Raw genomic sequence first — 24,564 nt, forward strand, 5'->3', positions numbered from 1 at the left:
ATACAAATAGCTACATAAATGAGTTTAAGGTTTCAATCCCTGAAAGGGATTATGGGTGATTTCAACAAGCTTTTGGATGAGAGTAATCTACCGCTCTTTAAATGGTAGTTTCAATCCCTGAAAGGGATTATGGGTGATTTCAACTTGGGGGGGGTTTTTCTTCTATATCCCACCCACCCACCCAGAGTTTCAATCCCTGAAAGGGATTATAGGTGATTTCAACAGAGGTAGATTATGGGATTGGTATGGGCGCGAAGAAGGGAGTTTCAATCCCTGAAAGGGATTATAGGTGATTTCAACCTACCAACAACACCATCTACAAACGGAGCCAAGGGGTTTCAATCCCTGAAAGGGATTATAGGTGATTTCAACCCCCAGTTCCACAACTGGTGGGGATGCGATACCCGGGTTTCAATCCCTGAAAGGGATTATAGGTGATTTCAACTAGATTATGGGATTGAGATGGGAGCTAAGAAAGGTGTTTCAATCCCTGAAAGGGATTATAGGTGATTTCAACCAAGAAATACCCCGCAATTCGCAATCGCGACAGTTCGTTTCAATCCCTGAAAGGGATTATAGGTGATTTCAACTCCTGCTTGTCCTTGAATTGGTAACTGAATCAAATGTTTCAATCCCTGAAAGGGATTATAGGTGATTTCAACTAGGTGAGATGGGAGGTGCGATCGCAAACAATATGTTTCAATCCCTGAAAGGGATTATAGGTGATTTCAACTGGGAAAGTAATCCAACTCTTTTGCAATTAGATTTTGTTTCAATCCCTGAAAGGGATTATAGGTGATTTCAACATCGAGAATTGAGCAAGTTAGAGCAAGTATTGAGCGTTTCAATCCCTGAAAGGGATTATAGGTGATTTCAACAGTGAAGTGTCTCCCATGCAAGGAACGCCCTGAACCCATCTGGTTTCAATCCCTGAAAGGGATTATAGGTGATTTCAACATAAGTAGTCTAGTAAACCGATATTTAGTAGGAAGGTTTCAATCCCTGAAAGGGATTATAGGTGATTTCAACCCCAATCACCACGAAGAACAGAGTAGTACAAATTCCAGTGTTTCAATCCCTGAAAGGGATTATAGGTGATTTCAACCTACGTCCCTTCGTCTGATGGGCCGGGAGGTTCAGTTTCAATCCCTGAAAGGGATTATAGGTGATTTCAACTTTAATCTCTGCCTGCCCTCGACTGGGGGAAGCCGTTTCAATCCCTGAAAGGGATTATAGGTGATTTCAACGAATTGATGCTAGAAAATCCCGATACATTGCCAGAACTAAGTTTCAATCCCTGAAAGGGATTATAGGTGATTTCAACAGCCGCGCATCAAGGAGCGAGCGTCTACTGCAAGGTTTCAATCCCTGAAAGGGATTATAGGTGATTTCAACCATCGGTAGTGACATTTAGAACAATTAACAGGAAGTTTCAATCCCTGAAAGGGATTATAGGTGATTTCAACTGTTCGTTTGCTTCAGAGGCCGCAGCTGTGGGGTGGTTTCAATCCCTGAAAGGGATTATAGGTGATTTCAACCCAACTGCCAGCAGCGCCTAGAACCGGGACAACAAGTTTCAATCCCTGAAAGGGATTATAGGTGATTTCAACAAACAACAGATATGATTACGGCAGCGTGCCAGAATGTTTCAATCCCTGAAAGGGATTATAGGTGATTTCAACCGTTAGATGGAACAAACAAGTGAGGACTATTCAATCGGTTTCAATCCCTGAAAGGGATTATAGGTGATTTCAACAGAACCAGAGCATTGCAAACTTTGGGAGTCTGCCCTTGTTTCAATCCCTGAAAGGGATTATAGGTGATTTCAACGCCTGCGGGACGGTGCAACGCCGCCCAAAACCTGTTTCAATCCCTGAAAGGGATTATAGGTGATTTCAACTCCCCTATCTCAAATTTATTCTGAGCAGCACGAAACCCAGTGTTTCAATCCCTGAAAGGGATTATAGGTGATTTCAACTCAGCAAGGAGCCTTAACCGAGGGGGTAAAACTGCAGTTTCAATCCCTGAAAGGGATTATAGGTGATTTCAACCAAAGGATGTTAGAGCTATCTAGTACTGAAGACTTGTTTCAATCCCTGAAAGGGATTATAGGTGATTTCAACTAGATTTAACCCCATCCTAGCTGCCAAAATTAAGTTTCAATCCCTGAAAGGGATTATAGGTGATTTCAACGGATTGGAGATGTACTATTCTTGCCTGTAAAGTTCCTGTTTCAATCCCTGAAAGGGATTATAGGTGATTTCAACTATGGCTGGAATGTAGTTTACTCTTGGATTGAAATTCAAGTTTCAATCCCTGAAAGGGATTATAGGTGATTTCAACTCACACAAACTTACCTTTGCTCTTGGATTGGAAGCGTTTCAATCCCTGAAAGGGATTATAGGTGATTTCAACCCAGCGAGTTCGACAGCGATCGCCTCATCTACCCCCAAAGTTTCAATCCCTGAAAGGGATTATAGGTGATTTCAACAATAGCCGCTATTCTTTTGGTAGTGGCATACGCAGTTTCAATCCCTGAAAGGGATTATAGGTGATTTCAACTATTGCAGAGCAAAAACAGGCGATTGACACCGTTCGTTTCAATCCCTGAAAGGGATTATAGGTGATTTCAACTCTCGGCTGATGATGGCAAGATAGCTTCCGAAATGCGTTTCAATCCCTGAAAGGGATTATAGGTGATTTCAACTTTGGCTCGCACAGTGCGGAACTTGGTCGAATTTGTTTCAATCCCTGAAAGGGATTATAGGTGATTTCAACTCTCCTCAGTACGTCTGTTGGGTGTTATTTCATAGTTTCAATCCCTGAAAGGGATTATAGGTGATTTCAACTAGAAATACTGCTGTTTGGTCTTTACAGTTAGAGGGTTTCAATCCCTGAAAGGGATTATAGGTGATTTCAACTAAAAACGAAGATGAAAAGATCAATCCAAAGAGTTTCAATCCCTGAAAGGGATTATAGGTGATTTCAACTTCTGCTTTCGGTGGTGCAACATAATCCCAACCGTGTTTCAATCCCTGAAAGGGATTATAGGTGATTTCAACCTAAGAGGATAGGAAAAGGGGCTTTCCAAGCGCTTAGTAAGTTTCAATCCCTGAAAGGGATTATAGGTGATTTCAACCTTCGTTCAAAAAGGCTATTCTGCCTCTCCAGTGTTTCAATCCCTGAAAGGGATTATAGGTGATTTCAACAAATCCTTCGCTGTGAATTTGGGGAGCCAGCTAATAACGTTTCAATCCCTGAAAGGGATTATAGGTGATTTCAACTGCACACCTTCCAAACGCTTACCCTATTTAGTTTTCGAGGTTCAGTTGCGACTACCAAGAATAAATGTACCATTTCAGGCGACGGCTTGTAAATAGCCTGGAAAAAATTTCTTCTAAAACCCAGTCGTAGCAAGCATCCTAGCATTTGCGACTACCTCCAATTCGGCCCGATCGCACCCAAACCATTACCAGCTAAGGAATCCAGCCCCAAAAATTGCTCTATCCTGAAAAACACCCCCCCGTAGTCGCAACCAGCCGATGAAACCCTACCAGAATATCCCCATTTTAGAATGTCAAGAGCCGATCGCACCCATTCCCCTAGAACTATTCGCCGTCGAATCACCCCACCCCTACCAAAAATTATCAGCACCTTACGGAGATCGATCGCCCTATTACCTCCGCCAAACAGTCCTCACCAAACTCATCGAAGCCCAACACCAGCTACAGCTACAACATCCCAACTGGCGCATCCAAATATTTGATGCCTATCGACCAATTGAAGTACAACGATTCATGGTAGACTACAGCTTCGCCGAACTACTTCAGGCTCAGCAATTAAAATTATCCCAACTATCAGAAACTGAGATAGAAAAGATTTGGGAACAAGTCTATCAATTTTGGGCCCCACCAAGCCTCGATCCAGCCACACCGCCGCCACACAGTACAGGTGCTGCGATCGATCTTACCCTCGTAGACGAAAACGGCAACACAATTAACATGGGTTCTGCCATTGATGAAATTTCACCAAGATCCCATCCAGATTACTTTGCCAATAGCACCAATCCACTAGAACAACAATATCATACCGATCGCCAACTATTGTTGAATGTCATGCTAAAAGCTGGATTTCAGCGTCATCCTAACGAATGGTGGCATTTCTCCTGCGGCGATCAAATGTGGGCGTGGTTATGCGATCGGGCCGATCCTAATAATCCAGTTATAGCGCGATATGGAAAAATTTAAATTGGGATTGGAAATTTAGAAAGAAACCCGGTTTCTCCAAGAAACCGGGTTTCTGGGTTTTATCAGTTTCCCTATACTGGATTCCTACTAACTCAAGTTGCTATTTACTTACTTTCCGGGTACGTTGTTGCGCTTTAGCGCTCTTATCCTAGTTTTAATAAGAGCGCTAAAGCGCAACAACGTACCTAATACGAGCCTTAACTATATAACTATGATTGCTCTGGAAATCTTGATTTTTACCACTGACAACTGACCACTGACAACTGACCACTGACCACTTGCACTACTCCCTAGCTATAACATTGATAATGCCGAACCCTATAACCTTCAACTTTTGGTAAAGAACGACGATCCTTGAGAGTACAATTATGTGAGTCAAGTAGTTCAGGCGCGTGAAAATTCAACAACCAAACATCCAGAGGTTTTGGCAAACTATCCACCGTTTCAGGAAGCGTACTAGCCGGATTTTTCTCAGGGTCATTACATAAATCACCATAACACCAACCTTGATGTATATGAGCTAAGAGAAACTGAGGATTACTAGCAACAGAATTCGAGATATTGAGGCGTTTAAATTCCCAAGCAATCCCCATCATTCTACCAGTCTGACCGTGGTGTTTATGAGTCGTAGCAATAAGTACAGGCGCTTGGGATTCTTTTTGAATAATTTGAGCCACCATATCGCCGCGTTCGTGCTGAAGATAATCAAGATTCCAAATTACAGTTATAGCACCGATGAATCCCATCAGCCAAATAATGCAAAAGCGTTTCCACGCAGCGTCTGAGAACGACGAGAAAAGATGAAAAACTGTTTTTGCTTCTTTTCTTTCAACGACTTTTGAATTTTGATTTTTGACTGACTGGGCAAGCGTTGCAGCAAGTAGAGCGATCGCAGCTGGAAAGTAGTTATACTGAAACCTCGGCGCTAACGTTAAATCCATCCCCAAACCGTAAGTAAAGCCGAAAATCAGCAGCAGCATACCCAACACATATCCGCCCAAACCTATTATCCCCAAACGGATATTTTGTTGTTCCATCTGCGAACTAAAACCGCGCCAGATAATCGGTACAACCCAAATCACAAAAATTGCCGTCACTACACCAGAAGAGATCGTCAATGCTAAACTTAATATATCTACCGGCAACAACGACAGCATTGCGATCGCCCATAAGAAAAATCGCACGATCGGCCAAAGGAAATTGCTAACAGGATCGCCCTCATAAACCCACTTAGTCAATTCATTGCCCTTAATATCTTGCAAAACAGGTAACCAAACCAAACCCCCCGCCAGAGTGCCAGCTGCCACCGCTAAAATGCGCCACCAGTGGCTGAGAGAGTGGGAGAGGGGGGGAGTGGGAGAGGGGGAGGGGAGAGAAATTGCCCAATTCCTAACCCAAATTGCCAACAAAACAAACCCTTCCGCAATCAAAGTGAGGGCGAAAAAATAATGAACTGCAATGCCCAAACTATTAACGGCTACCCAGATTAATCCTACCCAAACTGGTAGAGGCGATCGCTTTTGTAACGATTCAATAGCTACTACAAAGCAACTCAAAGACGCAATAACCAATAAGATTGCCAATGTGTAATGACGAGCTTCTTGAGCCAAAGAAACCCCAAAAGGCGACACAGCCATCATTGCGGCTGCCAATTGCCCCACCAAGCGCGATCGAAACGCCAACCAACCCAAGCCAAACATAGCTGGAATAGACGCCACACCAAACAAAGCTGAAAGGGCCCTCGACGCCCACAGCAAAGTCAATCCCTCATTTAAGGGAAACAGCTTCAGCCATAAGTGAGTCAGCACAAAGTAGACAGGAGGGTGCGTACTCTCCCTAAATAACCTATTAATAACCCCCCCAATACCGATCGTTGGATGGGATTGCAGGGGTTGCAGGAGCGTGTCTAGAGCTAGAACGCGATCGAGCGGCACCGTGTGAAACGTATTGCCCAGACTAAATACGATCGTCGCAAACTCATCCGTCCAAATCGGTTTCATCTCCAGGCGGCTAAAGCGCAAACCAGTCCCCACAGCTATCCACACCAACAGCAGCATAGGGTGGAACCAGCGACTTTGGGATAAATCTTTTAACCAGGGCCATTTGGAAACATCAAGCATTGCTCATCACTACCACAAAATTTCTGCAAGCATTTTAAACAATACGTTGTTTTTATCAGTGATTTTTTCCAAAAAATTTCCCGATCTGCTCCTAACTCTTTGTAAATAAGCATTAGCCTATTTGAGATGGTTTCTAAACAGCTAGTACCCGTTTTGGTTACTAATGTTTGGCTCTATCAATTTTTACTTAACAGTATATTTGCCGATCTCGATCGCTTAACAAGCGCCAAATAGCATAGGACTTACGCTTTTCTCCCCCCTAGCCCCCCAAATCTGGGGGGCTAGGGGGGCAAAACCAAGGTTTTGCGTAAGTTCTGTATCAGAAAAAACCTTTTATATCAGGAACAAGTAGCAAGAATATGGCCGGAAATATAGCACATATCAAACGATTGATAGAAACCAAACAATGTCAGGGAGGCGACCTGAGTGAAGCAACCCTGGCGCGGCTCAATTTGAGCGGTGCCGACTTGAGCGGTGCTAAATTGGTTTTTGCCAATATGAATAGCGTCAACTTGAGCGGTGCTAATTTAAGCGGTGCCGATCTAAGTTTTGCTAACTTGGTTTCGGCTAATTTGGCTAATGCTGACATGAGTGGCGCAGACTGCAAAGGGCTCAACTTCTTTGATGCCAACATGAGTAAAACCAATCTCTGCGGTGCCGATTTAGGGTTTGCCAATTTAGTTAATGTCAACTTGAGCGAAGCCAACCTGAATGGTGCCGACTTAGATGGTGCCAGTTTAATCGGGGCCAATCTGACTCGTGCCAACCTCTGCGGTACTGATTTGGGTGGTGCCAATTTGGGCAATGCAAATCTGTTAGAAGCGAACTTGTCTAATGCCACTGTATGCGATGCTCGCTTAGTGGGTGCTAACCTGCAAGATGCCAACCTCAGCGGTGCGGACTTGAGGGATGCTAACTTGCTCAACGCCAACCTCACTGGTGCCAACTTGAGTGGTGCCAACCTCACTGGTGCCAATTTAGCAAATGCGCGACTGGATGGTGCGATCGGACTCTACAGAGACGATCCCGTTGCGGTTAGACAAAATGAGCCTCCCAGGTCGAACCCTACTGGGCCAAATGTCTCCTATCTAAATTTTTTGCAAGCCAACTCCAAACCCCCAAATTCTAACCGTTTGGGTCTGCCCCATTCAGGATGGTGAAAAGTCAAAAGTCAAAAGTCAAAAGTCAAAATAGGGAGGAGAAAGCAAAATTTTCCCATATCTTTCTTATGATTGGGTGCAGTCATAAGTAGTTGCTTGGAAGGAAGAGTCCTCAAGAGTCCCTCTTTCCTTTTGACTTTTGACTTTTGACTTTTGACTTTTGACTTTTGACTATGATTGGCGGTTTTTCTGCGACCAAACGCGAGTGGGGAGTCCCCAAACGTAGATAAAGCCTTCAGCAGCTTTATGGTCAAACTGATCTTCAGCACCGTAGGTTGCCAAAGTAGGACTGTAAAGAGTTTTGTCTGACTTGCGTCCTACAATGTTGGCATTGCCCTTAAACAGTTTGACGCGCACCGTTCCCGATACTCGCTCTTGGGTTTTTTGAACAAAAGCATCTAAAGCTGCTTTGAGAGGACTGTACCAAAGACCGTTATAGACAAGTTGGGTATAAGTTTCTTCGATACCGCGCTTATAGTGGGTGACATCTGCTGTCAGAGTAAGGCTTTCCAAGTCACGATGAGCGTTAATTAAAAGCAAAAGAGCGGGTGCTTCGTAGATTTCTCGCGATTTGATGCCCACGAGACGGTTTTCTAGCATATCAATCCGTCCGAAGCCGTGATTTCCAGCGATATCATTGAGTTTGGTAACTAGCTGGACGGGGTTAAGCGCTTCCCCATTGACTTTTGTGGGAATGCCTTGCTCAAAGTCAATTTCTACATATTCTGGCTCGTTGGGGGTATCTGCGATCGCTTTTGTGATCGCATAGATTTCTTCCTCCGGTTCTGTCCAAGGATCTTCTAATGGCCCCGCTTCAATGCTGCGACCGAATAAATTGCGATCGATACTGTAAGGAGATTTTTTCTTCACCGGGGATGGAATGCCAAATTTTTCGCCATATGCGATCGTTTCCTCCCGACTCATCCCCCATTCCCGTGCCGGTGCCAGCACTTTGATATCGGGGTTAAGCGCAGCAATAGAAACATCAAAGCGAACTTGGTCATTTCCCTTGCCGGTGCAACCGTGCGCTACAGCATCCGCACCGTATTTTTCGGCAGCCTCAACCAAAAGCTTAGCAATCAGCGGGCGGGCAAGCGCTGTCTGGAGGGGATAGCGATTTTCATAAAGAGCGTTAGCTAGAATCGCTGGAAAGGCATAGTCTTTGACGAAACTTTCAGTTGCATCGGCAACTAGCGATTCGATTGCACCCGATTTTAGCGCTTTTTCTCGCACTGCCTCCAATTCATCTCCCTGACCGAGATCCGCTGCCAGAGTAATGACTTCTTTTACGCCCCACTCTTCTTTGAGGTAAGGAATACAGACGGAGGTATCGACTCCTCCCGAATATGCCAGCACAACTTTATTGGCGCGACCCATTATTTCAATTCAGCAAAACAACGAGCCTTATTATCCACCACTACTATGCCCATTCTTGTCAGTGAAGGCACAGTTTAGCAAAACGCCGGGATAGGAAGGCCAAGACTCGCGCTAATTGCTAATTGTTTAATAAGTCTTTACAATTATCCATTAGCCATTCGCCATGAGCAGTTCTATAGGTGTTTTTCAGCGTTGTCATTCCAACTTATAATCGCAAACCCATTCTGGAAAAATGCCTCAGAGCTTTGGAGGAGCAGCATTTGTCTGCCGGTAGCGTCGTTCGAGGCTATGATGTTGTTTTGGTGGATGATGGTTCGACTGATGGCACTCTGGAATGGCTAGAGGCACATTCGACTGAGTTTCCCCACGTGCGATCGCTCTCGCAAGACCACCAAGGCCCAGCAGCCGCCCGCAATCTCGGTGTAAAAAAGGCAACAGGCGACACGATCGTTTTTATTGATAGCGACCTGGTAGTCACAGAAAATTTCCTTCAGGCACACGCTAACGCCTTGGTAGAAGGTTATAGTACAGTAGGTAGCGATCGCCTGTTTACCTACGGTCGCGTTATCAATACCTGTAACTTCGATCACCCGACTGCCGAACCGTACAAAGTGACTGACTTCTCGGCAGCTTATTTTGCGACCGGGAATGTTGCGATCGCTCGTCACTGGCTAGAAGAAGCCGGACTGTTCGACACCCGCTTTCAACTCTATGGCTGGGAAGACTTAGAACTCGGCGTCCGACTGAAAAAATTTGGTTTAAAACTGATAAAATCCCCAGATGCCGTTGGTTACCACTGGCACCCACCCTTTTCCTTAGAACAGATTGATAGTGCGATCGACAGAGAAATTCAGCGGGGGCGCATGGGTGTTCTATTTTACCAAAAACATCCTACCTGGGAAGTTCGCATGATGATCCAAATGACCGGGCTGCACCGACTGCTTTGGGGCCTCCTCTCTCTGGGCGGTCGCCTCAACGAAAGCACAATGGCTCCATTTTTGCAAGCGTTAATAGACAGAGGTAAACCCCAATTAGCGCTAGAAATTGCTCGAATTTTTCTGAATTGGTACAACGTTCGCGCAGTTTATGCAGCTTATGCTCAAATGCAGCCCCAAAAATAGGCAGAGGGGCAGAGGGGCAGAGGGGCAGAGGGGAAAAAGAATGATAGATAATCTTCTGGCCCGAAGGGATTAACCCTACAACTCTAAGCAGAAACTAGCAAAGTTATGGTATCTTAATACAGTTATTTAAACGGGCTTTGCCCGTCTTGTGGGTGTTTGGTGGAAGTTAAAGCTTCCAGTAGTACAGCAATTAACAAACTAAGACATACTTATGCTTGAACAGGCCAAAATTTTAGGTGTGATTTCGGTACTAGCTATTTCATTAGCTGCTTGCTCTGGCAACTCTGAAAGCGCTTCTAATCCAACTTCACCAGATAATTCCTCGACCGCAGCTGCACCAAATTCAGCAGCACCTGCTGTTGAGACAACATCCTCGACAGTCAGCGGATCTAGCTCTGAATTAAAAAATGTCGGTGAAGTAAAATTTAAAACACCAACAGCAGGTGCCCTATATGGTGTTTTTGATGTAGTTAATGAGTCCAGTGCCACATCTCACAAAGTCTCCAAAGCAATTCCTGTTAAGCTGAGCGGTTGGGCTGTTATAGCCAACAAAGGCAAAACAGCAGATAGCGTAATTATCACCCAAGCTGACAATAAAAAAGTACTGGCAGTTGCTCCAGTAAATGTAGTAAGACCCGATGTTGCCAAAGCATTGAACAATCCTGCGTATAAAAGCTCTGGTTGGAACGCTACAATCAAGCCTTCTAATTTGCCAGCAGGTAAAGTAGTTATCCAAGCTTGGGCTTACGATTCTACAACTAAGGAAGCTACCCAGCTCAGCCGTAACCACGAACTAGATGTAGCTCAATGATCTCATGTCAACTGCCCAGAGTTAAGCAAAATTGTGCTAGCTTAGGGAATGTTGTCTAAAATCACACATTCGAGAATTCGGGTGTTTCTTGGGGAAGATATAAGTCCCAAGAAATACGCTCGGATGGAGGTTTAACCCGAAAGGAGTTCAAAAAAATATGCCAGTTGTCTCTTTAGCTCAAATGATGGAGGCGGGAGTTCACTTTGGGCACCAAACTCGCCGTTGGAACCCCAAAATGTCTCCTTATATTTACACCTCCCGCAATGGAGTCCACATCATCGACTTGGTACAAACAGCCCAGTTGATGGAAGACGCTTACAGCTATATGCGTACTGCGGCGGAGCAGGGAAAGAAGTTTCTTTTTATCGGCACCAAGCGTCAAGCAGCCGGTATTGTGGCACAAGAAGCCGCTCGCTGTGGATCTTATTACATCAACCAACGGTGGTTAGGCGGGATGCTCACGAACTGGGCCACGATCAAGACGCGGGTAGAGCGTTTGAAAGAATTGGAACGCCGCGAAGAAAGCGGGGGACTCGCCCTGCTGCCTAAAAAAGAAGCAGCAGTTTTGCGCCGCGAAATGGAAAAGCTGCAAAAATACCTGGGTGGCATCAAGGCGATGCGGAAACTACCCGATATAGTCGTGATTGTGGATCAGCGACGGGAGTATAACGCAGTTCAAGAATGCCAGAAGCTATCGATTCCGATCGTATCCCTGCTAGATACAAACTGCGATCCCGATGTGGTGGATATTCCCATTCCGGCAAACGATGACGCCATCAGGTCAATTAAGCTAATAGTAGGTAAGTTGGCTGACGCCATCTATGAAGGTCGTCACGGTCAGCTGGAAGCAGAAGCAGAAGAGGACTACGAAGATTACGAAAGCGCTGAAGAAGACTCCGAGTTCGATGATGGTGAATTCGTCGAAGAAGATGAGGAGGCAGAAACTGAGGAGTAATCAGCGTTAAAAACGTTAACAGAGTGGAACAGACAAGATGGCGGAAATATCAGCAAAAGTAGTTCAAGAGCTGCGCCAAAAAACCGGCGTGGGCATGATGGATTGCAAAAAAGCGCTCAAAGAAACCGACGGTGATATGGCTAAAGCCATTGAATGGCTGCGGCAAAAAGGGCTAGCCCGTGCTGGGGCAATAGAACAACGATCGGCAACAGATGGGCTGGTAGGCAGCTACATCCACACTGGTGGGCGAGTTGGGGTATTGGTGGAAGTAAACTGCCAAACCGACTTTGTAGCCCGCAACGAAGACTTCAAAAGCCTGGTGCAAAACATTGCCATGCAAATTGCGGCTTGTCCCAATGTGGAGTACGTCAAAGTCAGCGACATTCCATCGGAAATCGTTGAGAGGGAAAAGGCGATCGAAATGGGGCGGGATGACTTGGGGAACAAGCCAGTCAACATCAAAGAAAAGATTGTTGAGGGTCGCATTGAAAAACGCCTCAAAGAAATGACTTTGATGGATCAGCCATACATCCGTGACCAAAATATCTCGGTGGATGAGCTGATTAAGCAGCACGTAGCCAAGTTGGGTGAAAATATCCAAGTCCGTCGCTTTGTCCGGTTTGTGCTGGGCGAAGGGCTGGAAAAGAAGGAGAGTAACTTTGCTGAGGAAGTTGCAGCTCAAATGGGCAGCAATTAGGTGGCAATCATTAGTCATCTCCTTTCAAAGAATGTAGAGACGTTGCATGCAACGTCTCTACAAGGGTTACAGGTAACGCACCTTTAATTTCTGAGATGTCTATTGAGTAGCAAAAAAACAGGTCAATCTGTATGGATGACCTGTTTTTGATTTGTGGCTTATCCTAAAAAGAGGAGTTCTGCAAACTTTGCAGCTGTAATAAGGTGATGGCGAGAGCAATTGAGAAAATTGAGCGGGATATAGCGGCGCTGGAAGAGGCAACTTCTGCTCTAGCACAAGAGTTCTACAATACCTACGACCGTTACCTGACGGGCTTGGGGCAGGCAATGCGGCAGCAATTGATCTTGGCAAGTTATCATTTGTGTACCCAAGGATACCCTGACGCATTTCTGAGTTTGTCTTTCAGTCAGCGGCAACAATTGCAGCAGGCTATTCGCCAGCTAGGCGAAAATGCCAAACAAAAGTTGCTCGCCCAATTGCATTCGCCAACCTCCGCAGTACCCCCCCAAGTTCCTACAGATGGCTCTAAGAACGATGACGCCGCAGAACAAGATGTTTTCACCGAGATAAACGCCTTACTGGTAGGGGAGCAGGGGAGCGGGGGAGCGGGGGAATTTTTAAAATCAAGTACGGGCGCAGCATTTGCGGCCAGCATCTCTGGGCAAGTGGAGGAAAATTTGGGCGCAAATGCTTCGCCCGTACAAACTCAAACCGATTCTGTGAGAAACCCAGAGGAATTGGCCGCTTGGCAGGAGAAATTGGAGACTGCGATCGCTAAAAGCCTCCAAAGAGTCTCTCGCGACACAAATCGCCAATTACAGCGATCGGGTATATTATCTAAGAAATTGCCCGAACCAGTTCTGGAAGCAGCCGCCAAAGTAGAGGCGTCTGGCGAGAGCGTGCCGGGGCTGCCCAATCTATTAAACTTGGTAATTGAAACTGAAAACGATTCTCCTATGCCCTTCGGACAACCTATGCCTGACCGCAGGCGATCGCCAACGCCAACGGAGATGCTACGCTCAAGCGATTCGCAAAGCTCGACTCTGATACAGCTGATTGCTATTCATCTGCGGTTATCGGAGATTGAGTTTGCAGACTCCTTGGTGGCAGCTGGGCGGCACCAGATTCGCAACCTCTCGGCCAAACTTAGCAATCTGCGGCGCGATTATCAGAAAAAGCAGCGCGAACGGGCAGTTGCTGAAGCCGAATCCGCTTGGCGTGTCAGCTGGTTCGATGAATAATTTTTAGTTGAAAAAGTCTTTGGTAAATTGATTAATTCCAGATTTTAGATTTAAAATCTTAAAAATAAATAAATTTCAAATCTAAAATCTGACATTTCTCAATAATCGATTTCAAATTTAAAATCGTCAATTCAAAACAAATCTAAAATCTAAAATCTAAAATTATTTGATGACAAATGACTAATGACACAACAGATTGGGTGCGATTGCACAAAGCCCTCGAAGTAGAGGAAAAAAGCGGCTTCACAGACTTGATGGGAAAGCAGTACCGCTTCAGTGAGTTTCTCTGCCTGGAATTCGGTAAAATTCCGATGGATATGGCATCTGAACCCCGACGACTGTGGCAAGAGATGGCCGATCGATTTGCCACTTATCCGAACCTCACACTTCTAGAACGACAAAACCTGGTAGGGGAAGCTCGTCGGTTTCTCCAGCAAAGGTCGCAGGAAACGCCTGGACTGGAGACTGGGCAAAATTCCGTTGCTACCTCAATCGCCCAAATCCCAAATCCCAAATCCCAAATCTCTATATCCCTTGACCAACCGCTAAGCAGTTTGGTTGAAATTGGGCCAAGAAAAGCGCAGTATTTAGCAAAACTCGGACTGCAAACGGTGCGCGACCTGCTGTTCTACTATCCCCGCGACTACATTGACTATTCCCGCCAGGTAAGTATTTGCGACCTGATGGCAGGTGAGACGGTGACGATTGTGGGAAAAGTGAAGCGGTGTAATTGCTTTAGCAGCCCGAAAAATAAAAAACTGACGATTTTAGATGTGTTGCTGCAAGAAGGCCCCGATCAGATCAAGCTCAACCGATTTTTCGCAGGCAGTCGCTACAGCAATCGCGGTTGGCACGAGTCTTTGAAAAACCGCTATCCAGTTGGTGCAATAGTTGCAGCTTCTGGTTTGGTGAAGGAAAACAAATATGGCTTGACTCTGGAAGACCCACAACTGGAAGTTTTGGCTAGTCCGGGAGACTCGATCGAATCGATTACGATCGGTCGTGTGGTGCCGATTTACGCCTTGACTGAGGGAGTTCCAGCCGATTTGTTGCGACAAGCTGCTCTAGCAGCGCTACCCGCAACCGAGCAGTTGCAAGACCCACTGCCAGCGGTATTGCGGAACCAGTATGGGTTGATTGAGTTAAAAGATGCGATCGCCAACATCCATTTTCCCGCAGACAGCGCCGCCAAGGATGCTGCACGTCGTCGATTGGTTTTTGATGAATTTTTCTACCTCCAATTGGGATTTCTCAAGCGTCGTCAAATTTTACGTCGAACTCAAGCCAGTGCTATCTTAGCTCCCACAGGTCAACTAATTGAGCAGTTCTACAAAGTGTTGCCCTTCCAGTTAACTAACGCTCAAGAACGAGTAGTTAACGACATCCTCAATGACCTGCAAAAACCAGAGCCGATGAATCGTTTGGTACAAGGAGATGTCGGTTCTGGTAAAACTGTAGTTGCTGTAATCGCCTTACTCGCCGCAATTCAATCTGGCTACCAGGGGGCGCTCATGGCTCCCACTGAAGTACTCGCAGAACAACATTATCGGAAATTAGTAAGTTGGTTTAATTTATTGCATTTGCCAGTAGAATTATTGACAGGTTCCACCAAAACTGCTAAGCGTCGGGAAATTCATGCCCAATTAGAAACAGGTGAATTGCCGCTTTTAGTAGGTACGCACGCTTTAATTCAAGACCCCGTAAATTTTCGCAGCCTCGGTTTGGTAGTGATTGACGAACAGCATCGATTTGGCGTTCATCAGCGGGCAAAATTACAGCAAAAAGGCGAACAACCTCATGTACTGACAATGACAGCGACACCCATTCCCCGCACTTTGGCGCTAACATTACATGGGGATTTGGATGTCAGTCAGATTGATGAATTGCCACCAGGACGGCAAGGTATTAATACAGTAGCGTTATCGGGGAAGGAACGCACCCAAGCCTACGACTTAATTCGTCGGGAAATTGCCCAAGGGCGTCAAGTTTATATTGTATTGCCTTTGGTCGAAGAATCGGAAAAGTTGGATCTGCGATCGGCTGTTGAAGAACATCAGCGACTCTCCGAAGCTATTTTCCCCGAATTTAAGGTAGGGTTACTTCACGGTCGTATGACTTCCGCCCAGAAGGATGAGGCGATTAATTTATTTCGCGATAATCAAACTCAAATTATTGTCGCCACTACAGTAATTGAAGTCGGTGTAGATGTGCCTAATGCCACGGTGATGATGGTAGAAAATGCCGAACGTTTTGGCTTATCCCAGCTGCATCAACTGCGGGGTCGTGTCGGTCGCGGTGCAGCTAAATCTTATTGTTTATTAATGAGTAATTCTAAAACACCAGATGCGCGTCAGCGACTAAATGTGTTGGAACAGTCCCAAGATGGCTTTTTCATTTCAGAGATGGATATGCGTTTTCGCGGGCCTGGGGAAGTTTTAGGTAGTCGTCAATCTGGATTGCCGGATTTTGCCTTGGCGAGTTTGGTGGAAGATAGGGAAATTTTGGAAATAGCGCGGGATGCAGCTGAGAAGATTATTTTGAGAGATGAAACTTTGAAGAAATGGCCTTTGTTGTCAGCTGAATTGGAGTATCGGTATCTAAAGTTAATGAGTGGTACAATTTTGACATGATTGAATGCGATCGCGCTAACCCACAAGCGGAATTTAGGAGCGAATTTACCGCTTGCTGGCATCAGTATTCTCTCTGCTGCTTACGACGCTCGGCAATTCGTTTGGCTGTCTCTATAGCAACCTAATCTACTCAATACTTTGAATTAATTTAATGTTATTTCTCAGCCATTCATTGACCAAAAATTGAACGTCAATCTTTTTATGTTCAGCAATTTTAGTGACAAACTCCTCTACATCTGGTTCGAGATAAATCGGATAATGAAAGGTAGCATCAGGATGGTAAAACTTGCCTTGCTCTGCTTTGGAAAAATCATACTCTGATTTCATAATTGCCTCTCTTGATAAGATTGTGTTTCAATGAAAGTAGCTTTACGGGCTGAAATAATCCGAATCATACATGAGGAGCGATCGGTTTCTTCAAAGGTATGGATAACAAGCCTTAAAATTCCTGTTTCATCTAAGCCTATGGTAATCCATCTATCTTCATCTTGGCTGTGTTCTTCATCATAGATTGTAAATTGGTAAGGATCGCGGAAAACAGTTGATGCTAAACGAAAATTTAATTGATGCTTGCGAATATTTTGCTTTTCTTTGGCTGAATATTGAAGAAGCCTTAATAAACATTCAAGAAGCGCTCAAACTCTACCTCGAACCTTTGGGAGAAGATATCTCTTTTGGAGAAAGCGCGATCGTGAAAGAGTTAGTTCTATGAGTAAAAATGATTTGTTAGGCTGTCTGTTTTACACCGTCCAATCCTCCGTCACCAAACCTGGAACTTTTCTAAAGTCACTAATGTTTCGGGTTAATAATACCAAGTTGCGAGATATGGCAATTGCCGCGATTCTCAAATCCATCGTGGATACACGAACCCGTCGATCTCGTAATTCATCAAAGACCGCAATTGCTCGCTCGTCGAATGGTAGAACAAGAGCAGTTGCAAAGCCCTGAATAATTTCTAACAATAGAGCGTATCCACGAATTATCTCGGCATTTGTTCGCGCACGATTTATGAAATTATGAGCGCCAAGTACCTGTTCCTGAAAACTAACAACCGATAAAGCAAAATCCCCGATCGGGTGTTGAGCCATCCGAAAACGCAATCGGCTAAACTCCGAACTAGAACGACGCTGTAGGAAACTGATGTGGTCAGTGTCAAGCAGATATTTCATGCTTGTTCGTGACCCTCATCATTAGGTTTGTCAGCTTGACGAAAGGCACGTCCGTATTCCAGAGCTTCCAGAAAAGCCGATTCATCAGAGATTGAGCCAATTAGTTTATCCAGCCAATTCCCAGAAATTGACTTGCTTTCGGACTTGCGTTTAAGCTCGGCAACCTCCTGCTCGAGGATTGCTATGCGACATTCGATAGTTGCTTCATCCAGCATCATTTCCTCCTTAGAAAACTAACGTTACGATCGCCTTATCGCGACGCATACAGTTTTATTTTAACTTAGCGATCGCCTAGAGTGCCGGTAAAGTAAGTCAGAGCCTATCGCCTCCCGTGTTGGTAAAATAAGTCAGGAAGCAAGTACAATTAAAATAAAGCATTCTCACGGTAGAAAAATGTCTTCTGTTCCACCGAAACTACCTATAGGTATAACCGAGCGAGATTTAGAAGTCATGTATAATTATAGCATTGGCTTTTAAGATTTGAACAAAACTAGGACATAGTTCCCCACTTCCTATATGCCTGAGATAATTGAAATCCCGGCTGAACTAACTAACTTTCAATTTCCTGAAGCTGTCCAAGCGCGTCTTCAATTCTTACTGGATCGCCAGGATGCAGGCGAACAGCTAACTCAAGTTGAGCGACGGGAAGCAGAAGGGCTTGTTGAATTGGCAGAATTTTTCTCTCTACTTCGCTTAAGGTCGCAGCGTGTTATTAAGCAAGGATAAATGTCAACAATTCCCGCTTCCTTACGTCGATTGGTGATTCAAAGAGCAGGCGATCGCTGTGAGTATTGCTGTTTGTCTCAAGCAGGGCAAGCAGCTACATTTCATATCGACCATATCACTCCTATCGTAGCAGGTGGCGCAACAATCGCAGAGAATTTAGCACTTGCCTGTGTATCCTGTTCGCTGCGTAAGGGTGCTAGACAAACGGTTGAAGATGCAGAAACGGGCGAAGTAGTACCAATCTTTAATCCTCGCCAACAAGTTTGGAAAGAACACTTCCGTTGGGATGGCGTGCGAGTTGTTGGATTAACAGTCACGGGACGAGCCACTATTGATGCACTGAATATGAATCGTGCGATCGTGTTGGCAATTCGGACAGAAGAAGAACTTCTCGGTCGTCATCCACCACCTTGAGAAAGTCGAGAGATCGCTTTCCTTCAGCTTTCGCGATCGCCTCCTTCTGTTGGTGAGGTAAGTGAAGTGCGATCGCTGCTACCAGCCTAATGTCTTGTTGTCTTATCGTGAAGTTTCAGAAATTATCGCAGTGGTTAACCTGCAAATGAGGTGAATATTTAAATATTGCTCACTCTGCTACCTCAACTTGGCTATATTAACGGCATTCAATTACTGTAAAACGATTAGCACCTTCGTTGGAATAAAAATTAGCGCGTAAGTTTCCATCAACCCACACCTCTTTCCACTTCCAGTTAGTAGTGCGATTGTCCCATCCAAAGTCTAAAGTTTGCCATTTCGTCCCAGAAGAGAAGCCTTTGCGACGGCAAAACTGCTGAGCAATCTCACCTCTAGCAGCATTATTGCAACCGTTTTGGAACCTGTGCGATTCTAGGCAAGCATCAATGTACCTACCTTGAATTTTTGGCTCTAAAAAGACTTCTGCACTTGCAGCACTTGTAAGTCCAGCCACTACTGCAATAGCAGTAAATGCAGATCTAATAAGATAATTTTTCATCTTTTAAGCAGTAAGATTAAGTAGTCTTTTTTACTTTATCCCAGCATCTCAAAGGTGTCAGTCTTTGGAGGGACGGAAAAAGACGGATAAAGACGGGAGTTATATTAAATATGTTTACAAGGAGCGGATTATAGCGGATAATGGCGGATAAAGTAGGTTTCAACTCAACCGCTATGGACATAACAGAGGTGTTAAAATATTTGGACGAACTCGTTTTCGCTCAAACGGGTAAGCACCTCGATAGTCTGCAAATAGCAATTATCAAAGGCGTTCTCAGCGGTCGGAAATACGCGGATATTGCCAAAGAATATCAATGTACGCGAGGTCACGCTAAAGATGAAGCTTATGCGCTTTGGCAGATTCTTTCTGAAGGGTTAGGAAAAGATTTGAATAAGTCAAATTTTCGTGCTTCTGTTGAAAGATTAGGTTTTTATAACTCTCAACAAAATATTGGTAATTATATTATTGCTGGTAATATTAATCACTGTTCTAATCTTACACAAGTTGACGATCGATCAGAATTGGAAAATTTTGAATCCATTATTAAAGAAACTTCTACACCTGTTAACGGCAAATCTAACAATATTGAAACTTCACTAAGACTAGCCAAACAAGAAACGATACGGCGATTGGTAAAGGTTGGTTTAACGGCAGAGCAAATTGCCCAAGTTCTAGATTTACCTTTGCAGGAAGTACAGGAAAAGATGCGATAATAGAGGTTGAGATTGAGTTAAGCGATCGAGCGAAGCCATGAAAAAATCAACTCAGGTAAACGATATTTTGCAAGCCATATCTGACCTCGATCTTGAGGAACAGTCTTATATTGCTGAAATTCTTACCAAAAGGACGATCGAATTGAGAAGAAATCAAATAGCCTCAAGAGCTAAAGAAGCTGAGGAGAATTATAGATTGGGTAATGTTCGTGCTTGTACAGTTGAAGATTTGATGATTGATTCAAGCAAACATAATTGATTAACTAATGTGAAGAGATCAAGAAATATGACACAAGAACTTTTGGACTTAAGAACCAGTATCTTAGAGGAACGCTACAGCGATGCTTTGGCGATCGTAGATGATTTAGAAGGAATGAGTAAAAAGGAAATTCTGCGAAAAATTAAGGCATTTTTGAGAGTTTTAGTAATTCACTTGATTTTTAATCAAGTCGAGCAAAGATTAACTAACTCTTGGGCTGCATCAATTCGTAATTCCCTCCGAGAAATTCAAGATGTGAATCAAAAAGAAAACAGAACTTCATATTATGTAAATTCTGACGAATGGGAAGATTTAATTGAGGAAGAGATACTTGAGAACGCGATCGCAGATGCAAGTGAAGAAGTGATGAATGGAAAATATACCCGTTCTCAACTATCGTCCATGTTAGATAAACCTCAATTGCTGCAAATAACAACCAGACTGCTTGACCTGACTTATACCCATTCTGCCAAAGAATTACCAGCGCTAATTGAGTCACATTTAATACAGTTACCTGGTGGTCAAGACTGGATCGCTCGCAGAAAATAGAATTTGGATTTAAGAATATTTTATCGGGGTGGTTACGATCGCAGGCTTTGCCGAAATTCCTTTGCTGCCTCTAGCGGGTTGGGATTTCTCACGCATTGTGCCAACATCTCAATATCGAGTTCGGGAAGCAATTCGCTTTTCTGAATTAGCTCGTAACCGCAGGTTTGCACAAATTGAACCGGAGTTTCTTCTCGCAAATAGTAAAGGTAAAAGCGATCGCGCTGCCAGAACCAAACCTCTCGAATGTTCAGCCTTCTGTATACTTCCAATTTGTTGATTGTGCCGCTGGTAATAACAACTTCAATTGCTAAATCGGGAAATTCTTTGTCTGTGCCAATACAGTAAGCTTCATCGGGTTCTATACCGCCGCTTTTCTCCTCTTGTCGCAAAGTTGTCGAACCAAAGGGAAAATAGTTGATGTCAGCTTCTAAAAAGTAAATAACGAGAAGATCTCCAATGCGAGTTTTTCCGCTTTCATGACGGCGAGAAGGTGACATAATTTCTAAAATTCCATCTAAATACGTAACTCGATATCCCGAACTGTCTCCGATTCGGGCGAGTAGTGCCTCATATTGCTCCCAATTCGCGCCATCAGTGATATAGCGGTCTTCAGGATCTTGGGGTTGGAGTACTTCTTCGTCAAGTAGCGCGTTCAGCTTGCTCCTCAGCATCAGTATCGCCTCCTTAGAGAATGTCCTAATTTTAGAGCAGCCCAACGCCTAAAGGCGTTAGGCTGGGCTTTGTGGAAATAGGGAATTTCTCCCATAGCATCTGCCCCTCGGCATCTGCCCATTACCAGCCGCTAACGATATGCTCGATCGCATCGGGGTGCGACGGCAAATCGCTAGTGATTACCTCGCAACCAGACTCTGTTACCAGCACATCATCCTCAATCCGAATTCCCCGGACATCAGAGAATTCTGCCAGACGATCCCAATTCACTATCTCCTGATATTTTTCTCGTTTGTCTGGGTAATTCAAAAGCGACGGTACTTGATAGAACCCAGGCTCGATCGATACCAGCATTCCCGCCTTGAGGGGTCGATCCAGACGCAGGTAATTTAAGCCAAAGCGATCGCTCCTAATTCGCCCCAGCTCGTACCCCGCCAAATCCCCCAAATCTTCCATATCGTGAACATCCAAACCGATCGCGTGTCCGATGCCGTGGGGGAAAAATGCCGCGTGAGCGTCTAACTCTACCAATTCTTCCGCATCACCTTTCATAATGCCCAAATCGACCAGCCCTTGGGTGAGGGTAGTTGCCCCCAGCAAATGAATGTCTTTATACTCCACACCAGGACGTATCTTGGCAATACAAGCATCGTGAGCCGCCAGAACTACATCGTAAATAGCTCGCTGGGTAGATGAAAACTTCCCAGAAACAGGCCAAGTGCGCGTCACATCAGATGCCCAACCCATCGGGGTTTCAGCACCCACATCCGCAAGTAGCAAGTCTCCCTGTTGCAGGGGGTTATGATACTGCTCGTTATGGAGAACTTCGCCGCGAACCGTGACAATACTGTTATAAGCACAAGTCATGTTCCGCGCAGTGAGGACACTTTCCATCGCGGAACGGACTTCGGCTTCAGTTTTGCAATGTCGCGTCGCCGCCATACCCGATTTATGTGCGTCAACAGTAGTAGCAGCCGCTTTTCGCAATTCTGCCAAAGCGCCTGCATCGTGGTTGAGTCGCAGCCTGACGATCGCATAAGCTAGATCCCAGTCGATCGAATTCAGGGAAGAAGCCGAATACAACCATCGATGCAGTGTCCCAGACTGTTGGTTGTTGATCATCACGTCCTGCACTGGGATTGTCGCGCAGCCTTGACTTCGCCACCACAGTTCTCCCATCGGGTGATCTGTGTTTGCCCCAATCAGCTCGGCAATCTCCTCTCGCATGGGCTTTTTTCCATGCCACAGGGAATCGTCTGGACTTGGGTCATCCATGAATAGTTCTAGTCTGCCTGCCTCCATCCGAATTGCCGCATTCTCCAGGGGTAGTCCAGCAAAATAGAGAAAGTGACTGCTGGCTCGAAACTGCAATTTATTCGCCGGATAATTCCGAGAAGGGGCGCATCCTGACCAGAGAACCACGGGGAAATCAATCAGATCGAAAAGTCGCTTCCGTCGCTTGCGGAGTGTGTCTGCCAAGGTTTTGGCTTCACCAAGCGTGTCGGAATGAGCATTTTTTAGCGACGCCGTTAGCGAAGCTATGTCCAAGGCAATAGGCATCTCGGTCGTGACTTGCATCATAGAAACTTACAATCCGGGAGCATCTCACTCTTGCCAGAATACCAAAACTGTCCAATTTGAGGTAAAAGGGATGTCTCGTCAACTCAACAATCATCCTAGCGCTATCCAAGCATACGACTGGCCTCTAGCTCAACTGCCCGGTTTGAGCCACGATCGCCAATCCCAACTACTAGAGTGCGGCATTACTACGACTGGGCAGCTAATTGAAAAAGCCAATACTCCCGAAACGAGGCAGGCATTGGCAAATCAGTTGCAGATCCATATTCAGTATGTTAAAAAATGGGTTGCTTTAGCAGATCTCGCTCGCATCCCCAGCGTTGGTTGCCAATATTGCGGACTATTATTACACGCTGGGGTATGTTCTGTAACCCACCTGGCTCAGATTCCCCCCTACAGATTGCACCAACAAATTTTGCGGTTGCACGTTGCAACCATGCAGCGGCGCGACCTTTGCCCTTCTGTGGAACAAGTATCTCTGTGGATTAAACAAGCGCGATCGATTTTAGATTTTAGATTTTAGATTGAAAACAATGAGCAATCTGCTTTGCTCCAAAATAGCTCTAATTTTTGGCTAAAACGCCGTTGAGGAAGATATCGGCGATTCCCTCTGCCATTTCCTTGATCGCTTGCGGTGAGGCTCCCGGCTCCATAATTGTGTTGTGGCTAAAACCTGCGATCGCAAACATCCCTACAAACACCCGCGCCACTATTTTGGGGTTCATCTGGCGATAAATACCTCTATCCATCGCCGTTTGGAAGAAAGCTTCCGCCACGTCCGTCATTTTGTCAATCACTTCCGACTGGACGCGATCGCGCAATTCCGGGTGAAACTGCGCTTCCATAAAGCAAACCCGCATCATATCCCCATTAGCGTGGAAATTCAGCATCCGCCGCCGCATTACCTGCGCTACAGCTTCATAGCTGCCCATTTCGCTCAGTTCCGTCAACAAATCCGTCAGGATTTCGACCCATCCCTCCGTTGCTACTTCCACCAAAATCGCCTTTTTGTTGGCAAAATGGCGAAATAAAGTTCCCTCTGCCACCCCAGCCGCCGCCGCAAGATCGCGAGTAGTCGTACCGTCATAACCCTGGCGGGCAAACAACTTTTGCGCTGCCTTGATTATACGGGTGCGCGTTGCGTCTTCTGGCTGAGGAGTTCGGTGAAAAATTCCCATATTAAATCATCGTTCTATACTAATCGAATCTCTACAATGCTGCTTTTTATCATCTTAATAAAAATATATCAGTCTTAAATAATGATTAACAGCAACAGCACGAGTTTATACAAAAATTTACATATTTTTCGATATTTTTGAACGCTTTTTGATTATAGTACTAAAATAGTAATTTATCATTATGTTAGATAGTCTAGATTTCCTCCCTTCCCGCCACAAGATTATGTAGGGGCGTTCGCTCACACGGCGCGGATGGGCGATTCATGACCGCATTAATCTGTCGTCTAATATCTTGTCCGGTTGCATCGTTAGTACATGAGTGAGATCGTCAAATTGCCTGTTGTCATCGTTGGTTACATTTTTACCGCAGATGAAGACAGATGAACGCAGA

25 protein-coding genes and 1 CRISPR repeat array (1 of these 26 cut by a window edge) are annotated in these 24,564 nt (G+C 45.1%); of the genes, 15 read left to right on the plus strand and 10 right to left on the minus strand.

Translation table 11 applies throughout. The features are described 5' to 3' along the window. Nucleotides 1–3,284: direct repeats of the CRISPR family, unit length 37 nt; unit sequence GTTTCAATCCCTGAAAGGGATTATAGGTGATTTCAAC (it extends 334 nt beyond the left edge of the window). A 258-nt stretch (nt 3,285–3,542) separates the two neighbouring features. After that, complete coding sequence (locus LAY41_RS22125) at nt 3,543–4,247, plus strand: M15 family metallopeptidase (protein ID WP_249102948.1); 705 nt, start codon at nt 3,543–3,545, stop codon at nt 4,245–4,247. 290 nt (nt 4,248–4,537) lie between these two features. Here LAY41_RS22125 and LAY41_RS22130 read toward each other — a convergent pair whose 3' ends face one another. Next, nucleotides 4,538–6,367, minus strand: a complete 1,830-nt coding sequence (locus tag LAY41_RS22130; RefSeq protein WP_249102949.1) for a glycosyltransferase family 39 protein — start codon at nt 6,365–6,367, stop codon at nt 4,538–4,540. A gap of 359 nt (nt 6,368–6,726) precedes the next feature. On the opposite strand from LAY41_RS22130, the gene LAY41_RS22135 reads away from it, so the two are divergent. Beyond that, on the plus strand, nt 6,727–7,527 hold the full coding sequence (locus LAY41_RS22135) for a pentapeptide repeat-containing protein (RefSeq protein ID WP_249102951.1): 801 nt from the start codon (nt 6,727–6,729) through the stop codon (nt 7,525–7,527). Nucleotides 7,528–7,698: 171 nt separating this feature from the next. Here the strand turns inward: LAY41_RS22135 and LAY41_RS22140 are convergent, their stop codons facing one another. Then, nucleotides 7,699–8,904: an argininosuccinate synthase gene (locus tag LAY41_RS22140; protein WP_249102952.1), complete on the minus strand. Its 1,206-nt coding sequence runs from the start codon at nt 8,902–8,904 to the stop codon at nt 7,699–7,701. A 179-nt stretch (nt 8,905–9,083) separates the two neighbouring features. Here LAY41_RS22140 and LAY41_RS22145 point away from each other — a divergent pair, with 179 nt between their 5' ends. The 6 genes from LAY41_RS22145 to recG all read left to right on the plus strand — a co-directional run bounded on the left by LAY41_RS22145 (nt 9,084) and on the right by recG (nt 16,359). Beyond that, complete coding sequence (locus tag LAY41_RS22145) at nt 9,084–10,025, plus strand: glycosyltransferase family 2 protein (protein ID WP_249102954.1); 942 nt, start codon at nt 9,084–9,086, stop codon at nt 10,023–10,025. A 211-nt stretch (nt 10,026–10,236) separates the two neighbouring features. Continuing rightward, nucleotides 10,237–10,836 (plus strand): hypothetical protein, encoded by a 600-nt coding sequence (locus LAY41_RS22150; protein WP_249102956.1) that lies wholly within the window; start codon nt 10,237–10,239, stop codon nt 10,834–10,836. Between the two features lie 157 nt (nt 10,837–10,993). Beyond that, nucleotides 10,994–11,791 carry a 30S ribosomal protein S2 gene (gene rpsB, locus LAY41_RS22155; protein WP_249102958.1) on the plus strand — a complete coding sequence of 266 codons (798 nt, stop codon included), beginning with the start codon at nt 10,994–10,996 and terminating at the stop codon, nt 11,789–11,791. Between the two features lie 37 nt (nt 11,792–11,828). Next, a complete protein-coding gene (gene tsf / locus LAY41_RS22160) occupies nt 11,829–12,488 on the plus strand; it encodes a translation elongation factor Ts (protein WP_249102960.1) in 660 nt (219 codons plus the stop codon). Nucleotides 12,489–12,694: 206 nt separating this feature from the next. Further along, complete coding sequence (locus tag LAY41_RS22165) at nt 12,695–13,729, plus strand: hypothetical protein (RefSeq protein WP_249102962.1); 1,035 nt, start codon at nt 12,695–12,697, stop codon at nt 13,727–13,729. Between the two features lie 176 nt (nt 13,730–13,905). Continuing rightward, a complete protein-coding gene (gene recG / locus LAY41_RS22170; RefSeq protein ID WP_249102966.1) occupies nt 13,906–16,359 on the plus strand; it encodes an ATP-dependent DNA helicase RecG in 2,454 nt (817 codons plus the stop codon). A 126-nt stretch (nt 16,360–16,485) separates the two neighbouring features. Here recG and LAY41_RS22175 read toward each other — a convergent pair whose 3' ends face one another. Together LAY41_RS22175 and LAY41_RS32875 are read right to left on the minus strand one after the other, a co-directional pair. Beyond that, nucleotides 16,486–16,686 carry a hypothetical protein gene (locus LAY41_RS22175; protein ID WP_249071671.1) on the minus strand — a complete coding sequence of 67 codons (201 nt, stop codon included), beginning with the start codon at nt 16,684–16,686 and terminating at the stop codon, nt 16,486–16,488. Beyond that, on the minus strand, nt 16,683–16,937 hold the full coding sequence (locus tag LAY41_RS32875; RefSeq protein WP_420840339.1) for a BrnT family toxin: 255 nt from the start codon (nt 16,935–16,937) through the stop codon (nt 16,683–16,685). The genes LAY41_RS22175 and LAY41_RS32875 overlap by 4 nt, the downstream gene beginning before the upstream one ends. On the opposite strand from LAY41_RS32875, the gene LAY41_RS22180 reads away from it, so the two are divergent. Further along, the gene (locus LAY41_RS22180) at nt 16,904–17,071 is read left to right on the plus strand and encodes a hypothetical protein (RefSeq protein ID WP_249102968.1); all 168 of its coding nucleotides are present in this window, start codon (nt 16,904–16,906) and stop codon (nt 17,069–17,071) included. The genes LAY41_RS32875 and LAY41_RS22180 overlap by 34 nt on opposite strands. A gap of 28 nt (nt 17,072–17,099) precedes the next feature. Here LAY41_RS22180 and LAY41_RS22185 read toward each other — a convergent pair whose 3' ends face one another. Then, complete coding sequence (locus tag LAY41_RS22185) at nt 17,100–17,528, minus strand: type II toxin-antitoxin system VapC family toxin (protein ID WP_249102971.1); 429 nt, start codon at nt 17,526–17,528, stop codon at nt 17,100–17,102. Continuing rightward, nucleotides 17,525–17,746, minus strand: a complete 222-nt coding sequence (locus LAY41_RS22190) for a transferase hexapeptide repeat containing protein (protein ID WP_249102976.1) — start codon at nt 17,744–17,746, stop codon at nt 17,525–17,527. Before LAY41_RS22190 ends, LAY41_RS22185 begins: the two co-directional genes overlap by 4 nt. Nucleotides 17,747–18,044: 298 nt before the next feature. Between LAY41_RS22190 and LAY41_RS22195 the strand changes: the two genes are divergently transcribed. Both LAY41_RS22195 and LAY41_RS22200 read left to right on the plus strand, forming a co-directional pair. Continuing rightward, nucleotides 18,045–18,254, plus strand: coding sequence for a hypothetical protein (locus LAY41_RS22195; RefSeq protein WP_249102977.1), 210 nt, complete (start codon nt 18,045–18,047; stop codon nt 18,252–18,254). Further along, a complete protein-coding gene (locus tag LAY41_RS22200) occupies nt 18,255–18,668 on the plus strand; it encodes an HNH endonuclease (protein WP_249102979.1) in 414 nt (137 codons plus the stop codon). Between the two features lie 196 nt (nt 18,669–18,864). Here LAY41_RS22200 and LAY41_RS22205 read toward each other — a convergent pair whose 3' ends face one another. Next, nucleotides 18,865–19,224 (minus strand): hypothetical protein, encoded by a 360-nt coding sequence (locus LAY41_RS22205; protein ID WP_249102982.1) that lies wholly within the window; start codon nt 19,222–19,224, stop codon nt 18,865–18,867. Between the two features lie 173 nt (nt 19,225–19,397). Here LAY41_RS22205 and LAY41_RS22210 point away from each other — a divergent pair, with 173 nt between their 5' ends. The 3 genes from LAY41_RS22210 to LAY41_RS22220 are packed head-to-tail and all read left to right on the plus strand — an operon-like array spanning nt 19,398 to nt 20,745. After that, the gene (locus tag LAY41_RS22210) at nt 19,398–19,937 is read left to right on the plus strand and encodes a helix-turn-helix domain-containing protein (protein WP_249102984.1); all 540 of its coding nucleotides are present in this window, start codon (nt 19,398–19,400) and stop codon (nt 19,935–19,937) included. A gap of 37 nt (nt 19,938–19,974) precedes the next feature. Next, a complete protein-coding gene (locus tag LAY41_RS22215) occupies nt 19,975–20,196 on the plus strand; it encodes a hypothetical protein (protein ID WP_249102986.1) in 222 nt (73 codons plus the stop codon). Between the two features lie 27 nt (nt 20,197–20,223). Next, entirely contained in the window at nt 20,224–20,745 is a 522-nt protein-coding gene (locus LAY41_RS22220) for a DUF29 family protein (RefSeq protein ID WP_249102988.1), read from the plus strand. 32 nt (nt 20,746–20,777) lie between these two features. Here LAY41_RS22220 and LAY41_RS22225 read toward each other — a convergent pair whose 3' ends face one another. Beyond that, entirely contained in the window at nt 20,778–21,416 is a 639-nt protein-coding gene (locus LAY41_RS22225; protein ID WP_249102990.1) for a Uma2 family endonuclease, read from the minus strand. A 121-nt stretch (nt 21,417–21,537) separates the two neighbouring features. Further along, nucleotides 21,538–22,998, minus strand: coding sequence for an aminopeptidase P family protein (locus LAY41_RS22230; protein ID WP_249102992.1), 1,461 nt, complete (start codon nt 22,996–22,998; stop codon nt 21,538–21,540). Nucleotides 22,999–23,068: 70 nt separating this feature from the next. Here LAY41_RS22230 and LAY41_RS22235 point away from each other — a divergent pair, with 70 nt between their 5' ends. Continuing rightward, nucleotides 23,069–23,518 (plus strand): DUF4332 domain-containing protein, encoded by a 450-nt coding sequence (locus LAY41_RS22235; protein ID WP_249102994.1) that lies wholly within the window; start codon nt 23,069–23,071, stop codon nt 23,516–23,518. 40 nt (nt 23,519–23,558) lie between these two features. On the opposite strand, the gene LAY41_RS22240 is transcribed toward LAY41_RS22235, so the two are convergent. Then, nucleotides 23,559–24,173: a TetR/AcrR family transcriptional regulator gene (locus tag LAY41_RS22240; RefSeq protein ID WP_249102996.1), complete on the minus strand. Its 615-nt coding sequence runs from the start codon at nt 24,171–24,173 to the stop codon at nt 23,559–23,561. Between the last annotated feature and the right edge of the window lie 391 nt (nt 24,174–24,564).

The organism is Argonema galeatum A003/A1 (assembly GCF_023333595.1).
Taxonomy (GTDB): domain Bacteria; phylum Cyanobacteriota; class Cyanobacteriia; order Cyanobacteriales; family Aerosakkonemataceae; genus Argonema; species Argonema galeatum.

Bases quoted from the DNA above. Each gene is read 5' to 3' on its own strand.
- LAY41_RS22125 (WP_249102948.1), top strand. From the start codon at position 3,543: ATGAAACCCTACCAGAATATCCCCATTTTAGAATGTCAAGAGCCGATC.
- LAY41_RS22130 (WP_249102949.1), bottom strand. From the start codon at position 6,367: ATGCTTGATGTTTCCAAATGGCCCTGGTTAAAAGATTTATCCCAAAGT.
- LAY41_RS22135 (WP_249102951.1), top strand. From the start codon at position 6,727: ATGGCCGGAAATATAGCACATATCAAACGATTGATAGAAACCAAACAA.
- LAY41_RS22140 (WP_249102952.1), bottom strand. From the start codon at position 8,904: ATGGGTCGCGCCAATAAAGTTGTGCTGGCATATTCGGGAGGAGTCGAT.
- LAY41_RS22150 (WP_249102956.1), top strand. From the start codon at position 10,237: ATGCTTGAACAGGCCAAAATTTTAGGTGTGATTTCGGTACTAGCTATT.
- rpsB (WP_249102958.1), top strand. From the start codon at position 10,994: ATGCCAGTTGTCTCTTTAGCTCAAATGATGGAGGCGGGAGTTCACTTT.
- tsf (WP_249102960.1), top strand. From the start codon at position 11,829: ATGGCGGAAATATCAGCAAAAGTAGTTCAAGAGCTGCGCCAAAAAACC.
- LAY41_RS22165 (WP_249102962.1), top strand. From the start codon at position 12,695: ATGGCGAGAGCAATTGAGAAAATTGAGCGGGATATAGCGGCGCTGGAA.
- recG (WP_249102966.1), top strand. From the start codon at position 13,906: ATGACTAATGACACAACAGATTGGGTGCGATTGCACAAAGCCCTCGAA.
- LAY41_RS22175 (WP_249071671.1), bottom strand. From the start codon at position 16,686: ATGAAATCAGAGTATGATTTTTCCAAAGCAGAGCAAGGCAAGTTTTAC.
- LAY41_RS22180 (WP_249102968.1), top strand. From the start codon at position 16,904: ATGCTAAACGAAAATTTAATTGATGCTTGCGAATATTTTGCTTTTCTT.
- LAY41_RS22185 (WP_249102971.1), bottom strand. From the start codon at position 17,528: ATGAAATATCTGCTTGACACTGACCACATCAGTTTCCTACAGCGTCGT.
- LAY41_RS22190 (WP_249102976.1), bottom strand. From the start codon at position 17,746: ATGATGCTGGATGAAGCAACTATCGAATGTCGCATAGCAATCCTCGAG.
- LAY41_RS22195 (WP_249102977.1), top strand. From the start codon at position 18,045: ATGCCTGAGATAATTGAAATCCCGGCTGAACTAACTAACTTTCAATTT.
- LAY41_RS22200 (WP_249102979.1), top strand. From the start codon at position 18,255: ATGTCAACAATTCCCGCTTCCTTACGTCGATTGGTGATTCAAAGAGCA.
- LAY41_RS22205 (WP_249102982.1), bottom strand. From the start codon at position 19,224: ATGAAAAATTATCTTATTAGATCTGCATTTACTGCTATTGCAGTAGTG.
- LAY41_RS22210 (WP_249102984.1), top strand. From the start codon at position 19,398: ATGGACATAACAGAGGTGTTAAAATATTTGGACGAACTCGTTTTCGCT.
- LAY41_RS22215 (WP_249102986.1), top strand. From the start codon at position 19,975: ATGAAAAAATCAACTCAGGTAAACGATATTTTGCAAGCCATATCTGAC.
- LAY41_RS22220 (WP_249102988.1), top strand. From the start codon at position 20,224: ATGACACAAGAACTTTTGGACTTAAGAACCAGTATCTTAGAGGAACGC.
- LAY41_RS22225 (WP_249102990.1), bottom strand. From the start codon at position 21,416: ATGCTGAGGAGCAAGCTGAACGCGCTACTTGACGAAGAAGTACTCCAA.
- LAY41_RS22230 (WP_249102992.1), bottom strand. From the start codon at position 22,998: ATGATGCAAGTCACGACCGAGATGCCTATTGCCTTGGACATAGCTTCG.
- LAY41_RS22235 (WP_249102994.1), top strand. From the start codon at position 23,069: ATGTCTCGTCAACTCAACAATCATCCTAGCGCTATCCAAGCATACGAC.
- LAY41_RS22240 (WP_249102996.1), bottom strand. From the start codon at position 24,173: ATGGGAATTTTTCACCGAACTCCTCAGCCAGAAGACGCAACGCGCACC.